15 protein-coding genes are annotated in these 19486 nt (G+C 62.7%); 3 read left to right on the forward strand and 12 right to left on the reverse strand.

What is annotated here, in order from left to right:
* Nucleotides 1–21: 21 nt before the first annotated feature.
* The 4 genes from JFV30_RS27225 to JFV30_RS27240 all read right to left on the reverse strand — a co-directional run bounded on the left by JFV30_RS27225 (nt 22) and on the right by JFV30_RS27240 (nt 5350).
* The gene (locus tag JFV30_RS27225) at nt 22–2469 is read right to left on the reverse strand and encodes a TonB-dependent siderophore receptor (protein WP_201125620.1); all 2448 of its coding nucleotides are present in this window, start codon (nt 2467–2469) and stop codon (nt 22–24) included.
* A gap of 132 nt (nt 2470–2601) precedes the next feature.
* Nucleotides 2602–3549, reverse strand: coding sequence for a FecR family protein (locus JFV30_RS27230; protein ID WP_201125621.1), 948 nt, complete (start codon nt 3547–3549; stop codon nt 2602–2604).
* Entirely contained in the window at nt 3546–4079 is a 534-nt protein-coding gene (locus JFV30_RS27235; RefSeq protein ID WP_010167759.1) for an RNA polymerase sigma factor, read from the reverse strand. The genes JFV30_RS27230 and JFV30_RS27235 overlap by 4 nt, the downstream gene beginning before the upstream one ends.
* 212 nt (nt 4080–4291) lie before the next feature.
* Entirely contained in the window at nt 4292–5350 is a 1059-nt protein-coding gene (locus JFV30_RS27240) for a haloacid dehalogenase-like hydrolase (RefSeq protein WP_242487119.1), read from the reverse strand.
* Between the two features lie 241 nt (nt 5351–5591).
* Here JFV30_RS27240 and JFV30_RS27245 point away from each other — a divergent pair, with 241 nt between their 5' ends.
* Nucleotides 5592–6983 carry an L-cystine transporter gene (locus tag JFV30_RS27245; RefSeq protein ID WP_010167761.1) on the forward strand — a complete coding sequence of 464 codons (1392 nt, stop codon included), beginning with the start codon at nt 5592–5594 and terminating at the stop codon, nt 6981–6983.
* A gap of 113 nt (nt 6984–7096) precedes the next feature.
* On the opposite strand, the gene JFV30_RS27250 is transcribed toward JFV30_RS27245, so the two are convergent.
* Nucleotides 7097–7609 carry a dihydrofolate reductase gene (locus JFV30_RS27250; RefSeq protein WP_010167763.1) on the reverse strand — a complete coding sequence of 171 codons (513 nt, stop codon included), beginning with the start codon at nt 7607–7609 and terminating at the stop codon, nt 7097–7099.
* A 90-nt stretch (nt 7610–7699) separates the two neighbouring features.
* On the opposite strand from JFV30_RS27250, the gene JFV30_RS27255 reads away from it, so the two are divergent.
* Both JFV30_RS27255 and JFV30_RS27260 read left to right on the forward strand, forming a co-directional pair.
* Complete coding sequence (locus JFV30_RS27255) at nt 7700–9079, forward strand: DUF2868 domain-containing protein (protein ID WP_201125622.1); 1380 nt, start codon at nt 7700–7702, stop codon at nt 9077–9079.
* Nucleotides 9072–10445, forward strand: coding sequence for a DUF3482 domain-containing protein (locus tag JFV30_RS27260; RefSeq protein WP_201125623.1), 1374 nt, complete (start codon nt 9072–9074; stop codon nt 10443–10445). Before JFV30_RS27255 ends, JFV30_RS27260 begins: the two co-directional genes overlap by 8 nt.
* Here JFV30_RS27260 and JFV30_RS27265 read toward each other — a convergent pair.
* The 7 genes from JFV30_RS27265 to JFV30_RS27295 all read right to left on the reverse strand — a co-directional run bounded on the left by JFV30_RS27265 (nt 10442) and on the right by JFV30_RS27295 (nt 19484).
* Complete coding sequence (locus tag JFV30_RS27265; RefSeq protein WP_201125624.1) at nt 10442–10996, reverse strand: phosphonate degradation HD-domain oxygenase; 555 nt, start codon at nt 10994–10996, stop codon at nt 10442–10444. The genes JFV30_RS27260 and JFV30_RS27265 overlap by 4 nt on opposite strands.
* The gene (locus JFV30_RS27270; RefSeq protein WP_201125625.1) at nt 10996–12120 is read right to left on the reverse strand and encodes a TIGR03364 family FAD-dependent oxidoreductase; all 1125 of its coding nucleotides are present in this window, start codon (nt 12118–12120) and stop codon (nt 10996–10998) included. The genes JFV30_RS27265 and JFV30_RS27270 overlap by 1 nt, the downstream gene beginning before the upstream one ends.
* A gap of 126 nt (nt 12121–12246) precedes the next feature.
* Nucleotides 12247–13272, reverse strand: coding sequence for a putative 2-aminoethylphosphonate ABC transporter substrate-binding protein (locus JFV30_RS27275; protein ID WP_010167772.1), 1026 nt, complete (start codon nt 13270–13272; stop codon nt 12247–12249).
* A 23-nt stretch (nt 13273–13295) separates the two neighbouring features.
* The gene (locus tag JFV30_RS27280) at nt 13296–15020 is read right to left on the reverse strand and encodes a putative 2-aminoethylphosphonate ABC transporter permease subunit (protein WP_201125626.1); all 1725 of its coding nucleotides are present in this window, start codon (nt 15018–15020) and stop codon (nt 13296–13298) included.
* A 1-nt stretch (nt 15021) separates the two neighbouring features.
* Nucleotides 15022–16086: a putative 2-aminoethylphosphonate ABC transporter ATP-binding protein gene (locus tag JFV30_RS27285; protein WP_010167776.1), complete on the reverse strand. Its 1065-nt coding sequence runs from the start codon at nt 16084–16086 to the stop codon at nt 15022–15024.
* A 241-nt stretch (nt 16087–16327) separates the two neighbouring features.
* A complete protein-coding gene (locus tag JFV30_RS27290; protein WP_010167778.1) occupies nt 16328–17191 on the reverse strand; it encodes a LysR family transcriptional regulator in 864 nt (287 codons plus the stop codon).
* 16 nt (nt 17192–17207) lie between these two features.
* Nucleotides 17208–19484 (reverse strand): heavy metal translocating P-type ATPase, encoded by a 2277-nt coding sequence (locus JFV30_RS27295; RefSeq protein ID WP_201125627.1) that lies wholly within the window; start codon nt 19482–19484, stop codon nt 17208–17210.
* Nucleotides 19485–19486: the final 2 nt, after the last annotated feature.

A 19486-nucleotide genomic window follows, 5' to 3' on the forward strand; every position in this document is an offset into this window, starting at 1 on the left:
GCATTTTTTTGCCTGCTCGAATCAGAATTGCGGCGTGTAGGTCATGGTGAACATGACGTTGCGCGGATCGCCATAGTAGTTGCTGCCCCAGTTCGCGTTGTACGCAGGGATGTAGTACTTCTTGTCGAACATATTGTTCAGGTTCGCCGCCACGGTGAATTCCTGGTTGATCTTGTAGGCCACCCGCGAATCCCACAGCGCGTTGCCCGGCACACTGAACGTGCGGTCATAGGCGACGGTGCTGCTTTGCGCGGTGACGCCGGCGCCGACGCTGACTTTCTCCCAATCGCCCGGCAACTGGTAATCGCCCCACACCTTGAGCAGATGTTTAGGGGTCCAGGTGCTGAAGATCTTGCCTTCGTAGGTGTCGTCCTTGAGGAATTTGGTGGTGTTGTAGGTGTAGCTGGAGACCAGTTGCAGGCCAGGCAACACTTCACCGCTCAAGGTCGCTTCAAAGCCCTGGCTGCGGACCTTGCCGGACGCGAGCGAGCAGTACCAGCCGCCACAGGCTTTGCCGCCTTGCAGGTCTTGAGCCGCACGATTTTCCTGGTCATAGCGAAAGATAGCGAACGACGTATTGAGCCGGCCGTCAGCCAGTTCGCCCTTCAGGCCCAGTTCGTAGTTCTGGCCCTCAATGGGCTTGAGCACAGTCAATGAAGTGGTCAGGTTGGTTTGGGGCTCAAAGGCGTCGGTATAGCTGGCATAGGCAGACCATTGGTCGTTGAGCGCATAAACCAGGCCGGCGTAGGGCGTGACGTGGCCATTGCTTTGCGTGGTGCTGCTGGTCGGGTCACCGTACACACCTTTGGCACCGCTCTCGTCCTTGTAGGAATAGTCATACCAACTGGTGCGCGCACCGAGGATCAACGTCAGCGGGTCCATTACTTGGACGCGCCAGGTGCCATAGATCCCCTTCTGGCGAATGTCATACCAGCTCTTCGTCGCGTTCCCGGCCTGGAACAACTGGTTCCTGTCGCGCTGCGGCCGGTTGTGGTCGATGTTGAAGATGTCCGCACCCGGGGTTGCCGCGCGCGCCCAGAAATCATCCGTGGTGAGTTTGGAATAGTTGGCGCCCAGTACCATCTCCTGGCGCAAACCCAGGCCTTCGAACTTGCCGTCGACATACACGTCCACACCGCGACTCTTGGTGTTGAAGTCAGTGACCCAGTCCACGTAACGCACGGTGCCGATGTCACCGGGGTTGGGGATGGTGTCCCACGTCGCCTGGTAGGTCGCATCGTTGTGTTCATCCATGGCCACGAGGGCGGCCTTCACTTTCCAGTCATCGTTGAAGCGATGCTCGATATCGGCAAACACCTGGGTCTGGTTATTGACGTTGCGGTTCCAGCTGGCCCCCACAAACGTCGAGCGTGGCAAGCCGATATCGCTGCCATTGGCATAGCGTGGCAGCGACATGAAATTCGGGCGGGCGTGGCCTTTCTGGTTGCTGATGCCCACGCCGACGGTGGTGTCAGGGGTGAAGTCATAGTCGACGGCGGCATAGACCGTCTGGTTCCAGCTGCCCGCGTAGTCGACGAAGGAATTGGTGGTGTCGTAATCCGCCACAAACCGGCCGCGCAAGGTGCCCTCGGCATTCAGCGGGCCACCGGCGTCAACCTGTGTGCCGTAGTGATCCCAGGAGCCTGCCTTGGCGGTGATGGTAACCGTCGGCGCCGCCTGCCCGCGCTTGCGCACCAGGTTCATGGTGCCGCCGGGGCTGTTGGCGCCCTGTAGCAAGGCAGCCGGGCCGCGCAGGGTCTCTACCCGGTCGTAGATCGCCATGTTTTCAGTGAGGTAGCTGCCCAGCGCGTAGGTGTTACGCGGGATGCCCACACCGTCGTATTGCAGGGTGCCTACCTCGAACCCTCGGGAGAAGATGAACATGCCGGGGCCGGGAGATTTGGTCGCTGTCAGGCCCGGGGTGCGCTTGACCACTTCGGAGAGCTTGGTGGTGTTCTGGTCATCCATCTGCTTGCGGGTCATGACGCTGACCGATTGCGGGATGTCCTTGAGTTTCTGTTCGCCCTTGCCGAGGGTCACCGCGCCGGTGGTGTAGGAGCCGGTGCCTTCGGTTGTAGCGCCAAGGTGCTCGGCGCTGATGGTGGTGGCACCCACTTCAAGGGCTGTGCCTGATGACACACGCTTTTCCAGGGTCACGGTATCGGCGTTGATAAATGCCGCACTCAACCCCGTCCCCGCAAGCAACCTCCCCAGGGCATCCCGTTGCCCCAGATTGCCACTCACCCCGGGCGACAGCAGCCCCTGCGTCAACTCGCTGGGCACCAACACCTGAAGCCGCGTCACCGCCGAAAACGCCGCCAACGCGCCGTCCAGGCTTTGCTCCTGGATATCGAAGCGGTAGGTCTGGGCCTGCGTGCTCTCGGCGGCCTGCAGGTACAACGGCGCGGTGCCGCAAGCCAAGGAAATGGCCAGCGTCAGCAAGGGCCGTGCGGCAAATCGGTGTGCCATGGATGGTGCTCCCCGGTGCAAAAAGTCAGTGAACGGGCGCCGCACTATTTGAGAGTGCTTATTATTTACGCCTCAGTGATCAAGGACGACGGCTTGGGGAGAAACCCTGAAAGTTTTTTGAAAAAGATTCGGCTAGGACGCCTTGCCTTCACGCAACACCAATAAATACGGGGTGTAATGCTCGGCGCGCAGGTTAAGCGTGTACTCCAGCGCCTTGATGACGGCGTCCGGCTTGTCGATCTCGAACACGCCGGATACCACGCGATCACGCAACGCGTCGCCGAGCACCAGCGTCTTGCCGGGCCAGTAGCGATTCAATTCGGCAACCACGTCAGACAGTGGCTGCTGGCGAAACACCAGTTGCCGCTGGCGCCAGGCAAAACCGCTGGCGGGGTCGAATGGGTGGACCGCGGTCAGGCGTTGATCCTGATATTCCACCGCACGACCCGGCTCCAGGTACACCGGCTCACCCACGCCGGAACTGACCTGAACCTTGCCTTGGGCGACCTGCACCTGAGTCTGCGCCTCACGGCGGGCAACACTGAATTGCGTGCCCACCACCTTCACCCAGCCATCGCCGGATTGCACCACGAAGGGCCGTGAGGGATCCTTGGTCACGCTGAAAAAACCTTCGCCTCGCAGCAGACGAATCTGACGCTCACCGGCACTCATGCGGACCTGCACAGCGCTGTCAGTGTTGAGCTGCAGTTGCGAGCCGTCCGCCAGTTCGACCGTGCGCGATTCACCAGTGCCGGTGGCATAGTCGGCCCGCAGGCGATCCAGCCATGGCGTGTTTTGCAACGTCAGGCCGACCGCCAAAAGCATCGCGGCAGCATATGCCCAACGCCGTACCGGCTTGCGCCAGGCGGCTTGCTCGGCCCGGCGAATCAGCCGCGCCGGTTCGCGCAGGCCGCCCAGCATCGCCTGGACTTCCTGCCACGCATCATCCTGGGCGGCGCCCTGTCCCAGCCAGGCGGAAAACGCCTCGATTTCGGCCGCCGTAACGTCGTCGGCCTGGAGCCGGAAATACCAGCCGGACGCTTCGGCAAACAACTCGTCGGCAGTGGGTGCGGCGATCATGACCGGCGTCCTTGTTCATCACAGGCCAGTCGCGCCTTGATAAAGGCACGGCATTCGATCAAGGCCCGACGCAATTGGTATTCCACACTGCGCGGGGTGATCGACAGACGTTCGCCAATCTCGCGGTAGGAAAGTTCGTCGACATGATAGAGCAGGAAGATCTGCCGAGTCGCTTCGGGCAGCGCCAGGATCGCATCCTGCATCAGTTGCTCCTGTTGATAGGCGGCCAATTGCTCGTCGGCACCTGGGCTGCTGCAGGGCAGTTCTTCACTGGGCTCGCCGGCATCCAGGCGCTCACGGCGGATGGCCTGGCGCTGATGGTCGCGCACCAGATTGCTGGCGATAGTGAAGAGGAACGCCGGGAGATTGTCGATCTTCTCGCCGGAGTCCAGCCGGGCCAGGCGCAGGAACGATTCCTGGGTCAGGTCGGCGGCCACCTGGGCGCTGCCGGTGCGGCGAGTGACAAAGGCTTCGAGGGCCTTCTTCTGCTCCGCAAACAGGCGCGCGATCTGAGAATTCCAGGAGAGCACAGCACTACCTTGAGAAGAACGGGATGTTCAGGAAGTGCGCACGCTAGCAGAGGATGAGATTGGTTCGCAATTGATATCTATTTTTTGCTGGGGTTTTGCTGTGCTGCTGATGGCCTCATCGCGGGCAAGCCCGGCTCCCACATCGACCGAGTTGCCTGAGCGAACTCGGTCGATGTGGGAGCTGGCTTGCCTGCGATGGCCACGCCTCGGTATTACTGAATTTCGTCCGGCTTGACGATCACCCAGTTTTTATCCGCGGTCACCGGCAACCCTTCCTTGGCCTGGGCCGCAGCGTGCTTGGCCATCATGCCGTTAAGCTGGGTCATGTATTTGTCCTTGCGGTTGACCCACAGGTGAATGCCGCCCTTGGCCACGTCCACGTCATGGAACAACATGTAGCCGTCGCTGCTTGGCGTGTCGCCACCGACGATCACCGGTTTTTTCCACTCGTCGATATAGGTCAGGATCGCCGCGTGCTTGCCGGCCATCCAGGTGGCCGGGGTCCACAGGTACGGGGTCAGTTCCAGGCCGAGGTTGGCCTTCTCGTCATACTTGCCGGCGGCAATCTGTTTGCGGGCGGTGGTCAGCTCGCCGGTCTTGCGGTCTTTCAGCAGGGTGGTCACGCCGATGACGTTCTCGGGTTTGACGTTGTAGCCGTACTTCGGATCGGCCGCGACCATGCGTACCAGTTCCTCGGACGCGGCGGTCATCACGTAGACCTCAATGCCGTTTTCCATCAGCTTGTTGAACAGTTCAGCCTGGCCGGTAAAGACTTTCGGCGGCTGCACTTCCATGTTCTTGACCACGTCACCTTCGTAGTAGGTGAACGGCACCGGCTTGCCCGACGCCATCATCTCGTCGACGTAGCCCTTGAGTTCCTTGAGGGTGAAGCCGGAGAAAATCTGCGCAACCCATGGGTAGCACACCATGTCGTCGACTTCGCACAGGCGGTAGTAGTAGCTGAACAGGCTTTCCTTATGGTCGGCGGTGTCTTTGAACGGGATCAGCTTCAGGGAAGGGTCCATGGTGTCGCGGGTGATCAGGCCCTTGTTTTCCAGGTACGGCAGCAACGATTCTTCAAGGTCGTAGCGGTAACTGGTGTTGTCCATGTCGAACACCGCGAAGTTGCCCTTGTTGGCATTGGCGGCAATCATCGTGTCCAGTTGCTTGGCGGCAGCCGCCGGCCAATGTTTCAACTCGGTGGCGGCAAAGGCCTGGCTCGCAAGGCCCAGGCACAGCGCGGCGGCAAACAGTTTCGGCGCTAGCTTCATGTGCGTTTTCTCCCTGAGTGAAAGACATCGACGCTAACAAATCTGTGTGACAGTTATCGCCCGAGCGCGACCGCTTTCGTCGTGATCGCGCCAACGCCATACGCCTGGGCGTCACTCGCTTATTCCAAAAACGACAGTCGACATGCGATAACGTTATTAAATCAATATATTTCAAGCTGTTAGGCTTGCCGGTTCGCAATCGCAGGCTCACGCGATTGGCTGTCTTCTCAACGGAGCTTCAATGAATCTGCCCCTGATTCTCAACTTACTGGTGTTCGTGGCCCTGTTGCTGGGCCTGGCACAAACCCGCCGAACCCACTGGAGCCTCGCCAAGAAGGTGTTGTTTGCGTTGGTACTCGGCGTGATCTTCGGTGTGGTGCTGCACGCGATTTACGGTGCCGGCAACCCGGTACTCAAGGCCTCGATCGGCTGGTTCGACCTGGTCGGCAACGGTTACGTGCAGTTGCTGCAAATGATCGTGATCCCGCTGGTGTTCGCCTCGATCCTCAGCGCCGTGGCTCGCCTGCATAACGCCTCGTCCCTGGGCAAGATCAGCTTCCTGACCATCGGCACGCTGCTGTTCACCACAGCGATCGCCGCGCTGATCGGTATCGGCCTGACCAACCTGTTCGGCCTCACCGCCGAAGGCCTGGTGGCCGGCACTCAGGAAATGGCGCGCCTGCAAGTGATCCAGAGTGATTACGCGGGCAAGGTTGCCGACCTGAATATCCCGCAACTGCTGCTGTCGTTCATCCCGCAGAACCCGTTCGCCGACCTGGCCCGGGCCAAGCCGACGTCGATTATCAGTGTGGTGATCTTTGCTGCATTCCTCGGGGTTGCCGCGCTGCAACTGCTCAAGGATGACGTGGAAAAAGGCCAGAAGGTCCTCAACGCCATCGACACCCTGCAAGCCTGGGTAATGCGCCTGGTGCGCCTGGTGATGAAGCTGACCCCGTACGGCGTATTGGCGCTGATGACCAAGGTGGTCGCCAGCTCCAACCTGCAAGACATCATCAAGCTCGGCAGTTTTGTCGTGGTCTCGTACCTGGCCCTGGGGCTGATGTTTGTGGTGCATGGCCTGCTGCTGTCCCTGGCCGGGATCAACCCGCTGCGGTTTTTCCGCAAGGTCTGGCCGGTGCTGACGTTTGCCTTCACCAGCCGCTCCAGCGCCGCGAGCATCCCGCTGAGCATTGAAGCGCAGACCCGTCGTTTGGGGATTCCGCAATCCATCGCCGGTTTTGCCGCCTCGTTTGGCGCAACGATTGGCCAGAACGGTTGCGCAGGGCTTTACCCGGCGATGCTGGCGGTGATGGTTGCGCCGACGGTGGGCATCAACCCGCTGGATCCGCTGTGGATCGCGACGCTGGTGGCGATTGTGACCTTGAGTTCTGCCGGCGTGGCGGGTGTGGGCGGCGGTGCGACGTTTGCCGCGCTGATCGTGCTGCCGGCGATGGGCTTGCCGGTGTCACTGGTGGCGTTGCTGATTTCCGTTGAGCCGCTGATCGACATGGGCCGTACGGCACTGAACGTGAACGGTTCGATGACGGCGGGGGCGATTACCAGCCAGATCATGCAGCAGACGGATAAAGAGCTGTTGAATGCGGATGAGCATGCGGAGTTGGCGCAGGCTTAACGGCTGAACTTTGTGGCGAGGGAGCTTGCTCCCGCTGGAGTGCGAAGCGCTCCCAAGATTCTTGGGGCTGCTGCGCAGCCCAGCGGGAGCAAGCTCCCTCGCCACATGAATTTTTAGGCTTTTTCCCAAACCTCAAAGTTGTACGCCGGCTTGTCACCCTCAGCCGCATTCTCGACATTCGACACCAGCTTCCACTGGTTCAAATCAAACTCGGGAAACCACGCATCGCCTTCCGGGCTCAACGCCACGCGCGTCAAATACAGGCGATCCGCCTGCGCAAGCCCCTGCGCATACAACTGCGCGCCGCCGATCAGCATCAGCTCATCCACGCCCTGCGCCTTGGCCCATTCCTCAGCCCGCTCTACTGCCGCATCGAGGGACGGAAAAACTTCCGCACCTTCCAGCGCCAGATCGGTCTGACGGCTGACCACAATGTTCAACCGGCCCGGCAACGGTCGACCCAGGGAATCCCAGGTCTTGCGCCCCATGATGATCGGCTTGCCCAAGGTGGTGGCCTTGAAATATTTGAAATCCCCCGGCAAATGCCAGGGCATGCTGTTGTCGACGCCGATCACACGGTTTTCACCGAGGGCTGCGATCAGGCTTAAAGGGAGAGTTTTTTTCATGGCGACGAGAATACCAGAGCCGCGCGCGGCATACCCCAACCGGCGTTTGAGCGGTTATGCTCCAGGCTCACTGGCTCAACAGGACGACGCGTGACAGCTCTGAACCCCCTGCAAAGACTCTGGCTGACCGAAACCGTGCGCCTGCGCGAGGAACACGCGGGCGCGCTGGAAGACCAGGAAGCCAATCGCCTGGCCCGCAGCACCGGCGGTGACTTGCCCACGCGCATCCAAAACCGTGCGCTGTGGCTGGCCGAGCGCGATGGCCTCACCGCTGCCCTGCTCCGCTGGCTGCAAGGCGCGCGCCTGGCGCTGATCCTGCTGGCAGTGGTCGCCATTCTCAGCGGCGCCGGGCTGGCCTTTGCCGCGCTGGGCAACGGCCTGGTGCCGGTGAATGTGTTCTGGGCCCTGGGCAGCCTGCTGGGTTTGAACCTGATCCTGCTGTTGAGCTGGGCCCTGGGCCTGCTGTTTGCCGGTGAACACAGCGCCAGCCTTGGCCGCCTGTGGTTATGGCTCAGCGAAAAACTTGCCCGCGACGCCAAGGCCGCGCAACTGGCGCCGGCCCTGCTGCTGTTGCTGCAACGGCGCAAGCTTAATCGCTGGGCCGTGGGTGTGCTGGTCAACAGTTTGTGGTTGCTGGCCCTGCTCAGCGCCATGGTGATCCTGCTGACGCTGCTGGCCACCCGGCGCTACGGCTTCGTCTGGGAAACCACCATTCTGCAGGCCGACACCTTTGTCGCCGTCACCCAAACCCTCGGCGCCCTGCCCGCCTTGCTGGGCTTCAACGTGCCCACTGTCGAGATGATCCGCGCCAGCGGCGATGCCGCCCTGAATATCGAAAGCGCCCGCCAGGCCTGGGCCGCCTGGCTGGTGGGCGTGCTGCTGGTGTACGGCATCCTGCCGCGGCTGGTCCTCGCGCTGCTGTGCCTGTGGCGCTGGAAACGCGGGCGCGCAGGCTTGAGCCTCGACCTTAACCTGCCCGGTTACAGCCAACTGCGTGAACGGCTGATGCCCAGCAGCGAGCGGCTTGGGGTCAACGATGCGGCGCCCGAACAGCTGCACCACGTGACCGGCGGCGTCAGTGAACTGGAAAGCGATGGCGCCCTGTTGGTAGCCATCGAACTCGATGACCAACGCCCGTGGCCGCCGAAGCTCCCGACCAGCGTCAAGGACGCGGGCATCCTCGACAGCCGCGAATCCCGCAACAAGCTGCTGGAACAGCTCACTCGCTTCCCGCCCGCACGCCTGGCCATCGCCTGCGACCCACGCCGCTCGCCGGATCGCGGCAGCCTCGCGCTGATCGCCGAACTGGCCCGCAGCGCCACGGCTACCCGGGTCTGGCTGCTGCAAGCGCCGGCCGGCCAAGCCCTGGACGCAGAACGCCTGGGTGATTGGCACACAGCACTGCAACAGCTGGAGATTCCATTCGCCGATTGCGCGCCGCTCACGTGGCTGGAGACCGGTCATGACTAAGCCCCTGAAACTTGCGGTGGTCGGCCACACCAACGTCGGCAAGACCTCGTTGCTGCGCACCCTGACACGCGACGTGGGTTTCGGTGAGGTCTCCCATCGGCCCAGCACCACCCGGCATGTCGAGGGCGCACGCCTGTCGGTGGACGGCGAAGCGTTGCTGGAGCTGTACGACACGCCCGGCCTGGAAGACGCCATCGCCCTGCTCGACTACCTGGAACGCCTGGATCGCCCCGGCGAACGCCTCGACGGCCCGGCACGACTCGCGCGCTTCCTGGAGGGCAGTGAAGCCCGGCAACGTTTCGAACAGGAAGCCAAGGTGCTGCGCCAACTGCTGGCGTCCGACGCCGGGCTGTATGTGATTGATGCAAGAGAACCGGTGCTGGCCAAGTACCGCGATGAGCTGCAAGTGCTGGCCAGTTGCGGGAAACCGCTGCTGCCGGTGCTCAATTTTGTCAGCAGCGCCGACCACCGCGAGCCGGACTGGCGCGAAGCCTTGGCCCGCCTCGGCCTGCACGCACTGGTGCGTTTCGACAGCGTCGCGCCACCGGAAGACGGCGAGCGCCGCCTGTATGAAAGCCTCGCCCTGCTCCTGGAAAACGCCCGTGGGCAACTGGAGCGGCTGATCCTCGACCAGGAAGCCCAGCGCCAGGCTCGCCAGCAAAGCGCTGCACGCCTGATCGCCGAACTGCTGATCGACTGCGCCGCCTGCCGCCGCAGCGTGGTCAGCGAAGCCGACGTGGAACAACACGCCATCAGTGAACTGCGCAAAGCCGTGCGCCAGCGCGAACAGCGTTGCGTGGAAGCCTTGCTCAAGCTGTTCGGCTTCCGCCCGCAAGATGCCGCCGCCAGCGACTTGCCGCTGCTGGACGGCCGTTGGGGCGATGACCTGTTCAACCCCGAAACCCTCAAGCAACTGGGCGTGCGGGTCGGCGGCGGCATCGCGGCCGGCGCCGCAGCCGGTGCAGGCGTGGACTTGCTCGTGGGCGGCCTGACCCTCGGCGCCGCCGCCCTCGCCGGAGCCATCGCCGGTGGCGCCCTGCAAACCGCCCGCAGTTACGGCAACCGCCTGCTGGGCAAGATCAAGGGCCAACGCGAGCTGACCGTTGACGACAGAGTGCTACGCCTGTTGGCCCTGCGCCAGCGGCAACTGCTCAAGGCCCTGAACCTGCGAGGCCATGCGGCAATCCACAGCATCAAGGTCGACACGCCTCAAGACAAGACCTGGCGCGAAGGCAAGCTACCGGAAGCCCTGAACAAGGCCCGTGCCCATCCGCAATGGTCGTCCCTCAACCCGCACCCCAAGTTGAGCCAGGCCGAGCGCCAGGAACAGATCGAAGCCCTGGCCCAGCGCCTCGACGAGACTTAAGCCGCCAACAACTGCCGGGCCTTGGACTTCAACACTTCAAGGTCCAGCAGCGGCACGTGCATTTCCTTGGCCTGTTCATCCCAGTGACGCATGCGCAAACTCACAGCGCACAGCGGGTCCTGCTCAAACGCCTGGGCTTCTTCGGCCGTCATCACACCGCCCTGGTAACCCAGGGTGCGACGGCTGGCTTCGCTCAGGCGCGCGTAGTAATCCGGCTGGCTGAAGGTCAGGTAACGCTTGGCCTGCACGTGGTACTCCACGAGTTTGGCCATGCGTTCGCTGAAGCCCGCCCGGCGCAGAAAGTCGGCGCCCAGCCGTTCATGGCTGACCACGCCATAACCGCCCATGTTCCCGCCACCTTGACCGCAGATGTGCCCGATATCGTGGAAGAACGCCGCCAACACCACTTCATCATCGAAGCCTTCAGCCATGGCCAACTGCGCGGCCTGGGACATGTGCTCGATCTGCGACACCGGTTCACCGATGTAGTCGGCGGTGCCATGTTGTTCGTATAAGCCAAAGACTTCGGTGATTGCCTGTTCAGCGTTCATCACGCATTCCCCCACAGCTCTGTGATATTGCGCTCGGCCATCGCCGGCCCGACGCTCATGCCCACACCGGTGTGCATCAACGCCGCACTCACCCCCGGCGCCGCCCGCAGGAACGAAAACGGCCCCGGCCCACGGGTACCATAGACGCCCTGCCAGCGCTCCACGACCTGGATCTTGCAGCCCAGGGTGTGTTCGGCCAGTTCGATCATCCAGTTGTCCACCTGTTCGGCGTTGAACGGTGAAGCATCGCTGCCGTAATGGTGGGAATCACCGATGATCAGCTCGCCATAAGGCGTCGGGCTGATCAGCAGGTGGATGCCGTTTTCATGCAGGTGCGGGACGTCCCGCAGGATTTCGGCCTGCACCGGCGCGGCTTCCGGCAAGTCGGCGAAGGCGCCGTAGTGCACGCAACTGAGCCCGGTCAGCAGGGCGTGTTGCAGGTTCAACTCCACCTGTGGCCGGGCGCGCAGCATTTGCAGGCGGCAGATTTGCGGGTTGAGTTCAGCGATCTGCTCGGCCAGCAACGTCTGGTAGTCGTGGCCGGAGCAGACAATGATCTGCTCACCGCGAAAGGAACCGGCAGTGGTGTGCACCTGGCCGGGCTCGATGTCGCGCACCAGGGTGGAGAAGTGAAACTCCACGTTGAGTTCGCGGCTCAGGTAGTTGATCAGCGCCGGGAGGGCTTCGCGGGAATACAGTTGTTGATCGTCCAGGCCATGGAGGGCGGCGCGGTGATGTTTGAACTGGCCACCGTACAGGTCGCCCAGGGCGGCGCCTTGCAGCAACTCGACACGATAACCGTGCTCCTGGGCACGCCCGGCGCAGAAGGCTTCAAGCAGGTGCTCTTCGGCTTCGGTGCGGGCGAACAGGTAGGAGCCGTTGCGCTTGAGCTGAATACCCGCCAGTTGTGCCCATTGGCCCCAGATATCGTGGCTTTCCCGCGCCAGGTCGAGCATCGGCCCAGGCGGCTGGCCGGTGACCAGGGCTTGGCCGAAGTTGCGCACCGAAGCGCCCAGTGGCGTGGCGCTACGCTCGAAGACCTTGACCTTGAGGCCGCGTTTGGCGGCCGCGTAGGCATGGGACAGGCCGAGGATGCCGGCGCCGATGATCAGCAGTTGTGTCATGAAGTGATGTCCTGAATTTGAGACCGCCTTCACGAGCAAGCCCGCTCCCACATTGGAAGGTATTCACAATCCAAAATGTGGGAGCCGGGCTTGCCCGCGATGAGGCCGTCAGCCCCAATGAAATGCTTACTGGCCGGCCACCTTTTCCGACTTGCCGTCATAGCGCTTGCGCCATTCGGTCAGGATGCTGTCGCGGTTTTTCGAGGCCCAGGCGAAGTCGTTCTTGATCAACCGCTGCTCGTAATCCGCCGGCAATTCGGTCTGCGGCTTGGCAATACCCGGCTGGGCCAGTACCGCGAAGTTTTCCTTGTACAACTCCATCGCCGCCGGGCTTGCGGAGAAGTCGGCGAGTTTCTGTGCCGCGTCCGCGTGGGCGGTGCCTTTGATCACGGCGGTGGCTTCGATGTCCCAGCCCAGGCCTTCTTTCGGCAGGATGATGTCCAGCGGTGCGCCCTGGCGCTTCAACTGCACGGCCGGGTATTCGAAGGAAATGCCGATTGGGAATTCACCCGATGCCGCCAGCTTGCACGGCTTGGAACCGGAGTGAACGTACTGGCCGATGTTCTGGTGCAGGTCGTCCATGTACTGCCAGCCCTGCTTCTCGCCGAAGGTCTGCAACCAGGCGCTGACGTCTAGGAAACCGGTGCCGGACGAGGCCGGGTTGGGCATCACGATCTTGCCTTTGTACTCGGGCTTGGTCAGGTCTTGCCAGCTCACCGGCTTGCTCAGGCCCTGCTTTTCGGCTTCGACGGTGTTGAAGCAGATGGTCGCCGCCCACACGTCCATACCCACCCAGGCCGGTGGATTGGCGGCGTCACGGTAGTTCGCGCCGATCTTGCCCAAGTCCTTCGGCGCGTAGTTTTGCAGCATGCCCTGCTGGTCGAGAATCGCCAGGCTGGAAGCCGCCAGGCCCCACACCACGTCAGCCTGCGGGCGGGCTTTTTCGGCCAGCAGCTTGGCGGTGATGATGCCGGTGGAATCGCGCACCCATTTGATATCGATGTCCGGGTTAGCCTTTTCGAAGGCCTGTTTGTAGGTCTTCAGTTGCTCGGCTTCGAGGGCCGTGTACACGGTCAACTCGGTCTTGGCGGCAAAGGCATTCAGGCTGAACGCAGTGAGCACAGCAGCGGCTAACGCCAGGGGCTTGAACATGGTGCAGTTCCTTTATGGGTGAGTTATTGGCCGGGCGCGGTCTGGCGCCAGGCCTGGGAGCGGCGCAACAAGCCGCGTGAGGCCCACGCCAGCAGCAAGGACACGCCCGCCGAGGTGAACAGAATCAGGGTCGACATGGCCGCCGCACCGCCCACGTTGCCGGCATCGTCCATGTTCAACACGGCGACGGCGGCGAGGATGGTGTCGGGGCTGTAGAGGAAGATCGCGGCGGAAACGGTGGTCATCGCCGACACGAACAGGTAGCGCACGATGTCCAGCAGCGCCGGCAGGCAGATCGGCACGGTGACGCGCAGGTAATGGCGGTACAGCGGCGCCTTCAGCGACAGCGCGGCGGCTTCGAACTCGGCGTCCAGCTGGCGCAGGGCCGTGGTGGCGGTCATTTGTGCGGTGGTCAAATAGTGAGCAATGGTGCACACCACCAACAGGGTCATGGTGCCGTAGAACACATGCAGCGGGTTGCCGTTGAGGTTGAAAAAGAACACGTAGCCCAGGCCCAGCACCAACCCCGGCACCGCCATCGGCACGAAGCTGAGCATGCGCAATGCTAGGTTCAGGCCCTTCTGGCCCTTGGTTTTTTCCATCAGGTAGGCACCGGTGAAGATCAGCACGCTGCCGATCAATGCAGTGCACAGGGCCATGGTGATGCTGTTGCGATAGGCCAGCCAACCGCCGCCGGCCGTGTCCTCGAACTGGTAGTGGGCCAGCGACAGCGACAGGTTGTAGGGCCAGAACTTCACCAGCGATGAGTAGACCGCCATGCCGAACACCAGCAGCAGGCTCGCGCAGATCAGCAGGACGATGGCCAGGTAGCAGCCATCCCGCAGCTTCGACGGCGCCGGCTGGAACACCTGGGCGCGGCCGCTCATGGAGTCGCCATGACGACGGCGCAGCCAGGCGTCCACACCGAAGCTGAACAGCGCCGGCAGCAGCAGGACCATACCAATCAAGGCTCCGCGGCCAAATTGCTGCTGGCCGACCACCGCCTTGTAGGCTTCCAGCGCCAGCACTTGGTAGTCACCGCCCACTACCACAGGCACGCCAAAGTCGGTGATGGTCAGGGTAAACACCAGGCAAAACGCGGCGAAGACTGCCTGGCGCGTTGCGGGCCAGGTGATGCTGCGAAACGCCCGGGACGGGCTGGCGCCCATGCTCGATGCCGCATCGAACAATCGCGCATCCGCCAGGGAAAGCGCCGACAACAAAATCATCAAGGCATGGGGAAAGGTGTAGATCACTTCACCGAGCACGATGCCCCAGAAGCCATAGATGTTGTCCGACAGCAGGCCGCGCAGCATGCCCTGGTTACCGAACAGGTAGACCAGTGCAATCCCCGGCAGCATCGACGGCGCCATCAACGGCAGCAACGACATGCCGCGCCAGATCGCCTTGCCGGGAATCAACGTGCGTTGCAGGGCGTAGGCAAACAGGTAAGCCAGCGGCACGACGATGGCCGCCACGCTGACGGAAACCTTCAGGCTATTACCGAGCAACCAGTGGAAGTTATCGCTGGTGACCAACTCCCGCGCCGCCACCAGGCCACCGCCCTGCCCGGCTTCACTGCTGAAACCGCGCCAGAAGATCGCAAGCAGCGGCATCAGTACCGCCACGCCCAACAGGCACAGCCAGAGCAGCTTGCCGCCGACAACAAAAATACGGTCGCCAAACTCGGCACGGGAAACCTGACGAGCCACGTTATCGGGTATCGGCAGAGTCATATCGCGGGCCATCTCAGGCAAACACCTGCAGGCTGCGCGGGGGCAGCGCGACCCAGATGTCCTGGGCGCCAAGGCGCGGCATGGCTTCCGGGGCCAGTTCGGCCAGCAGCGGATGGCCGGGCAGTTGGTCCAGTTCGAAGCTCATGCGGCAGCGGTTGCCGAGGAAGGTGATCTCGCGGACCTTGGCCGGGAACAGGTTTTCTTCATGCACCGGCGGGTTGACGCTGATGGCTTCCGGGCGGCAGAACAGACGACCCGATTTGGCAACGCCTGCGTTGTCCGCCAGGCGCATATTCATCCCGCCGACCTGGGCGTGGCTGGCGCTGTTGCGGCTGAACGGCAGCCAGTTGCCCTGGCCGACGAACTCGGCCACAAACGGTGTGGCCGGGCGGTCGTAGATTTCCTGGGGCGTGGCGTACTGCTCGACCTTGCCGTTGTTCATCACGGCGATGCGATCGGCCATCAGCATGGCTTCGTCCTGGTTGTGGGTGACCATCAACGTGGTGATGCCCAGGCGGCGTTGCAGTTGGCGCAGCTCGGTGCACAGATGCTCGCGCACCCGGGCGTCGAGGGCTGACATCGGTTCGTCCAGCAGCAGCAAGGACGGCGCCGGTGCCAGGGCGCGGGCCAGGGCTACACGTTGTTGCTGGCCGCCGGAGAGTTGGCCGGGGTATTTCTTTTCGCTGCCCACCAGGCCGACCAGTTCCAGCATCTGCCCGACGCGCTTGCGCACCTCATCGCGGCCACTGCCGGTGAGGCCGTAGCCGATGTTCGCTTCGACAGTGAGATTGGGAAACAGCGCGTAGGACTGGAACAGAATGCCGTAGTCCCGCGCCTGCGGTGCCAGTAAGGAAACGTCGCGTTCGCCGAGGTACAACTCGCCGCTGTCCTGGCGTTCCAGGCCCGCAATGCAGCGCAGCAAGGTGGTCTTCCCGCAGCCCGACGGGCCCAGCAGGCACACCAGTTCGCCGGCGGCGACATCCAAAGACACGTTATCCAGCGCGGTAAAGGCGCCGAAGCGTTTCTGCACACCGCGCACCTTCATTGGCGCGCCGGGGTTGGTCATGGCTGTGTTCATGGAGGCACCTCATCAAACTGATGAAGGTCATCCTAGGGAGGCAATGCGTCCCTCATGTGGCAGAAAGGCAAAACGTGGCGATAGTGGTATTGGTGGATTTGGGTACAGCTGGAAAGGGGCGGTGACAGGGCTACCGCTTTCGCGAGCAAGCCCGCTCCCACATTTGATCGCATTTCAAAGGTCAAACTCGGTCAACTGTGGGAGCGGGCTTGCTCGCGAATGGCAAAGCCAGCACAAAACTTCAGATCGGTGACATTTCCTGCGCCAACCCCAGAAACGCCGCCGGCAACCGCGCGCCCTTTCGCTCTTTCAGGCAGTAGAGGTACTCGGGAATCTGCGGGGCATTCTCGATGGTCAGCACCCGCAATTGCGGGTCGTGGGGCACTTCCTGGCGGGCGATGATGCTGATGCCGATATTGCGCAGCACCGCCTCACGGATCGATTCCCGGCTGCCGATCTCCAGCAGCGGCCCGTAACTCACACCGGCGCCCTGCAACATTTCTTCGGTCAATCGGCGGGTGGTGGAGCCCGGTTCGCGCATCAGCAGGGTGTGCCCGGCCAGCGCGGTCAGCGGTACATGGTCAAGCACCGCCAGCGGATGGTTGCGGTGCACCGCCAGCACCAGCGGGTCCATGCCCAGCACCCGGCGAATCAGGCGCGGGTCTTCAAGCAGCTGGGATGAGGCGGCAACGTCAACGCGGTAATCATCCAGCGCTTCCAGCACTTGCTGGGAGTTGCCGATCTCCACCGAGACCTCAACCTGTGGCAGCCGCTCGCGGAAGGTTTTGACCAGGTCGAGGATGTAATACGGCGCCGTCGCGGCAATCCTCAACGCGCCCTGCACCTGGCCACTGTTGCGCAGGAAAAACTCGATATCCGCTTCCTGCTGCAACAGCGCCTTGACCATCGGCAACAGCCGCGCGCCTTCGTCGCTGACCGTCAGGCGTCGCCCGCCGCGGTAGAACAACTCCACCGAGTACTGGCTTTCCAGGTGACGAATCTGGGTGGTCACCGTGGGCTGGCTCAGCCCGAGCTTTTTCGCCGCCTGGGTAATGCTGCCCAGGCGGGCGACCATGTAAAACGCCTTCAGCTCGGCACTCAGCACACCACCCTCTCATCGACTATTTGCGCAACAGGCGCAGACCATTGAACACCACCAGCAGGCTCACGCCCATGTCGGCGAACACCGCCATCCACATGGTGGCCATTCCGAGGAAGGTCACCGCCAGGAAGATCGCCTTGATCACCAGGGCCAGGGCGATGTTTTGCTTGAGGATACTCGACGTTTGCCGCGACAGCCGAATGAATGCCGGAATCTTGCGCAGGTCATCGTCCATCAGCGCCACGTCGGCGGTCTCGATGGCGGTGTCGGTACCGGCGGCGGCCATGGCAAAACCGATCTCGGAACGGGCCAGCGCCGGGGCGTCGTTGATGCCGTCGCCGACCATGCCGACCCGGTGGCCCTTGGCGTAGAGCGCTTCGATGGCTTGCAGCTTGTCGGTGGGCAACAGGTCGCCCTGGGCCTGGTCGATGCCGACCTGATCGGCAATCGCCTTGGCGGTGTGGGTGTTGTCGCCGGTGAGCATCAGGGTCTTGATGCCCAGGTCATGCAGTTGCTGGATGGCTTCGCGGCTGGTGTCCTTCACGGTGTCGGCCACGGCGAACAGCGCCAGCGGGCCGGACTTGTCCAGCAACAGGACCACGGACTTGCCTTGTTTTTCCAGGGCGAAGAGCTTCTTCTCCAGGGCCGGCGAACACAGGTTCAGCTCTTCCACCAGGCGGTGGTTGCCCAGATAGTAGACCTCACCATTGATCTCGCCCTTCACGCCGCGACCGGTCAGGGCCTCGAAGTTATCCACAGTGTGCACGCTGAGATTTTTATCCACAGCCGCATTGGCGATCGCCAGGGACACCGGGTGATCGGAACGCCCGGCCAGGCTCGCGGCCAAAGCCGGCGCGCTGTCTTCCATGTTCGGGAACAGCGCCAGGTAATCGGTTTGCACCGGTTTGCCGTGGGTGATGGTGCCGGTCTTGTCGAGGGCCAGGTAGTCGAGCTTATAACCGCCCTCCAGGTACACGCCGCCCTTGATCAGGATGCCTTTGCGCGCCGCGGCAGCCAGGCCGCTGACGATGGTCACCGGGGTGGAAATCACCAGTGCACACGGGCATGCGACCACCAGCAATACCAGTGCGCGGTAGACCCATTCAAACCACACGCCGCCCATGAACAGTGGCGGAATCAGGGCCACGCCCAAGGCAAAGATGAACACCGCCGGGGTGTAGACCTTGGCGAAGGTGTCGACAAAACGCTGGGTTGGCGCGCGGGCGCCCTGGGCCTGTTCCACGGCGTGGATAATCCGCGCCAGGGTGGAGTTGTTGGCGGCGGCGGTGACGGTGTATTCCAGGGAACCGGCCTGATTGATGGTGCCCGCGAAGACTTTGTCGCCCACGGTCTTTTCAATCGGCAGGCTTTCACCGGTAATCGGCGCCTGGTCGATGGTGGACTGGCCGGAGGTGACTTCACCGTCCAGGCCAATGCGCTCGCCGGGGCGAACCCGCACGATCGCGCCCAACTCGATGACTTTGACGTCCTGTTCAACCCAACTGCCGTCAGCCTGACGCACCGTGGCCTGCTGCGGCGTCATCTGCATCAAGCCGCTGATGGCGTTGCGGGCGCGGTCGAGGGACTTGGCTTCGATCAGTTCGGCCACGGTGAACAGGAACATCACCATCGCGGCTTCTGGCCACTGGCCGATCAGGATGGCGCCGGTCACGGCGATGCTCATCAGGGCGTTGATGTTCAGGTTGAGGTTTTTCAGGGCGATCCAGCCCTTTTTATAGGTGGTGAGGCCGCCGCTGAAGATCGAGATCAATGCGACCAGGGCAATCACCCACGTCGGGGCGGCGTTGGTGAAGTGCAGCACTTCGGCGCCCAAGGCACCGACGCCGGACAGCGCCAGCGGCCACCAGTGTTTCTTCGCAGGCGGCTCGGCCGGGGCTACGCCTTCTTCGATGGGATCGGCCTGCATGCCCAGGGATTTGATGGCGTCGATGATCGGCGCGGTCGTCGGCAGGTCGTGGGTCACGCCGAGGATGCGGTTGATCAGGTTGAATTCCAGCTGCTGCACGCCGGCGAGCTTGCCCAGTTTGTTCTGGATCAGCGTCTGCTCGGTGGGGCAGTCCATGGCTTCGATGCGGAAGGTGCTCAGCCGCGAGCCCGCTGTCGGGGCTTCGGTCAACTTCACCAGCGCAGGCGCGGCCTTGCTGGAACAGCAGGAATCGCCATGGCTGCCATGGTCGTGCTTCTGCACAGGCTTGAGCTTCGGGCCGTGATCGTGCGCGTGGTCATGATCATGGTCGTGGTCGTGCTTGTGTGGGGTGTGGATGGAATCGCTCATTC

Source organism: Pseudomonas sp. TH32 (assembly GCF_016650855.1).
Classification (GTDB): Bacteria; Pseudomonadota; Gammaproteobacteria; order Pseudomonadales; family Pseudomonadaceae; genus Aquipseudomonas.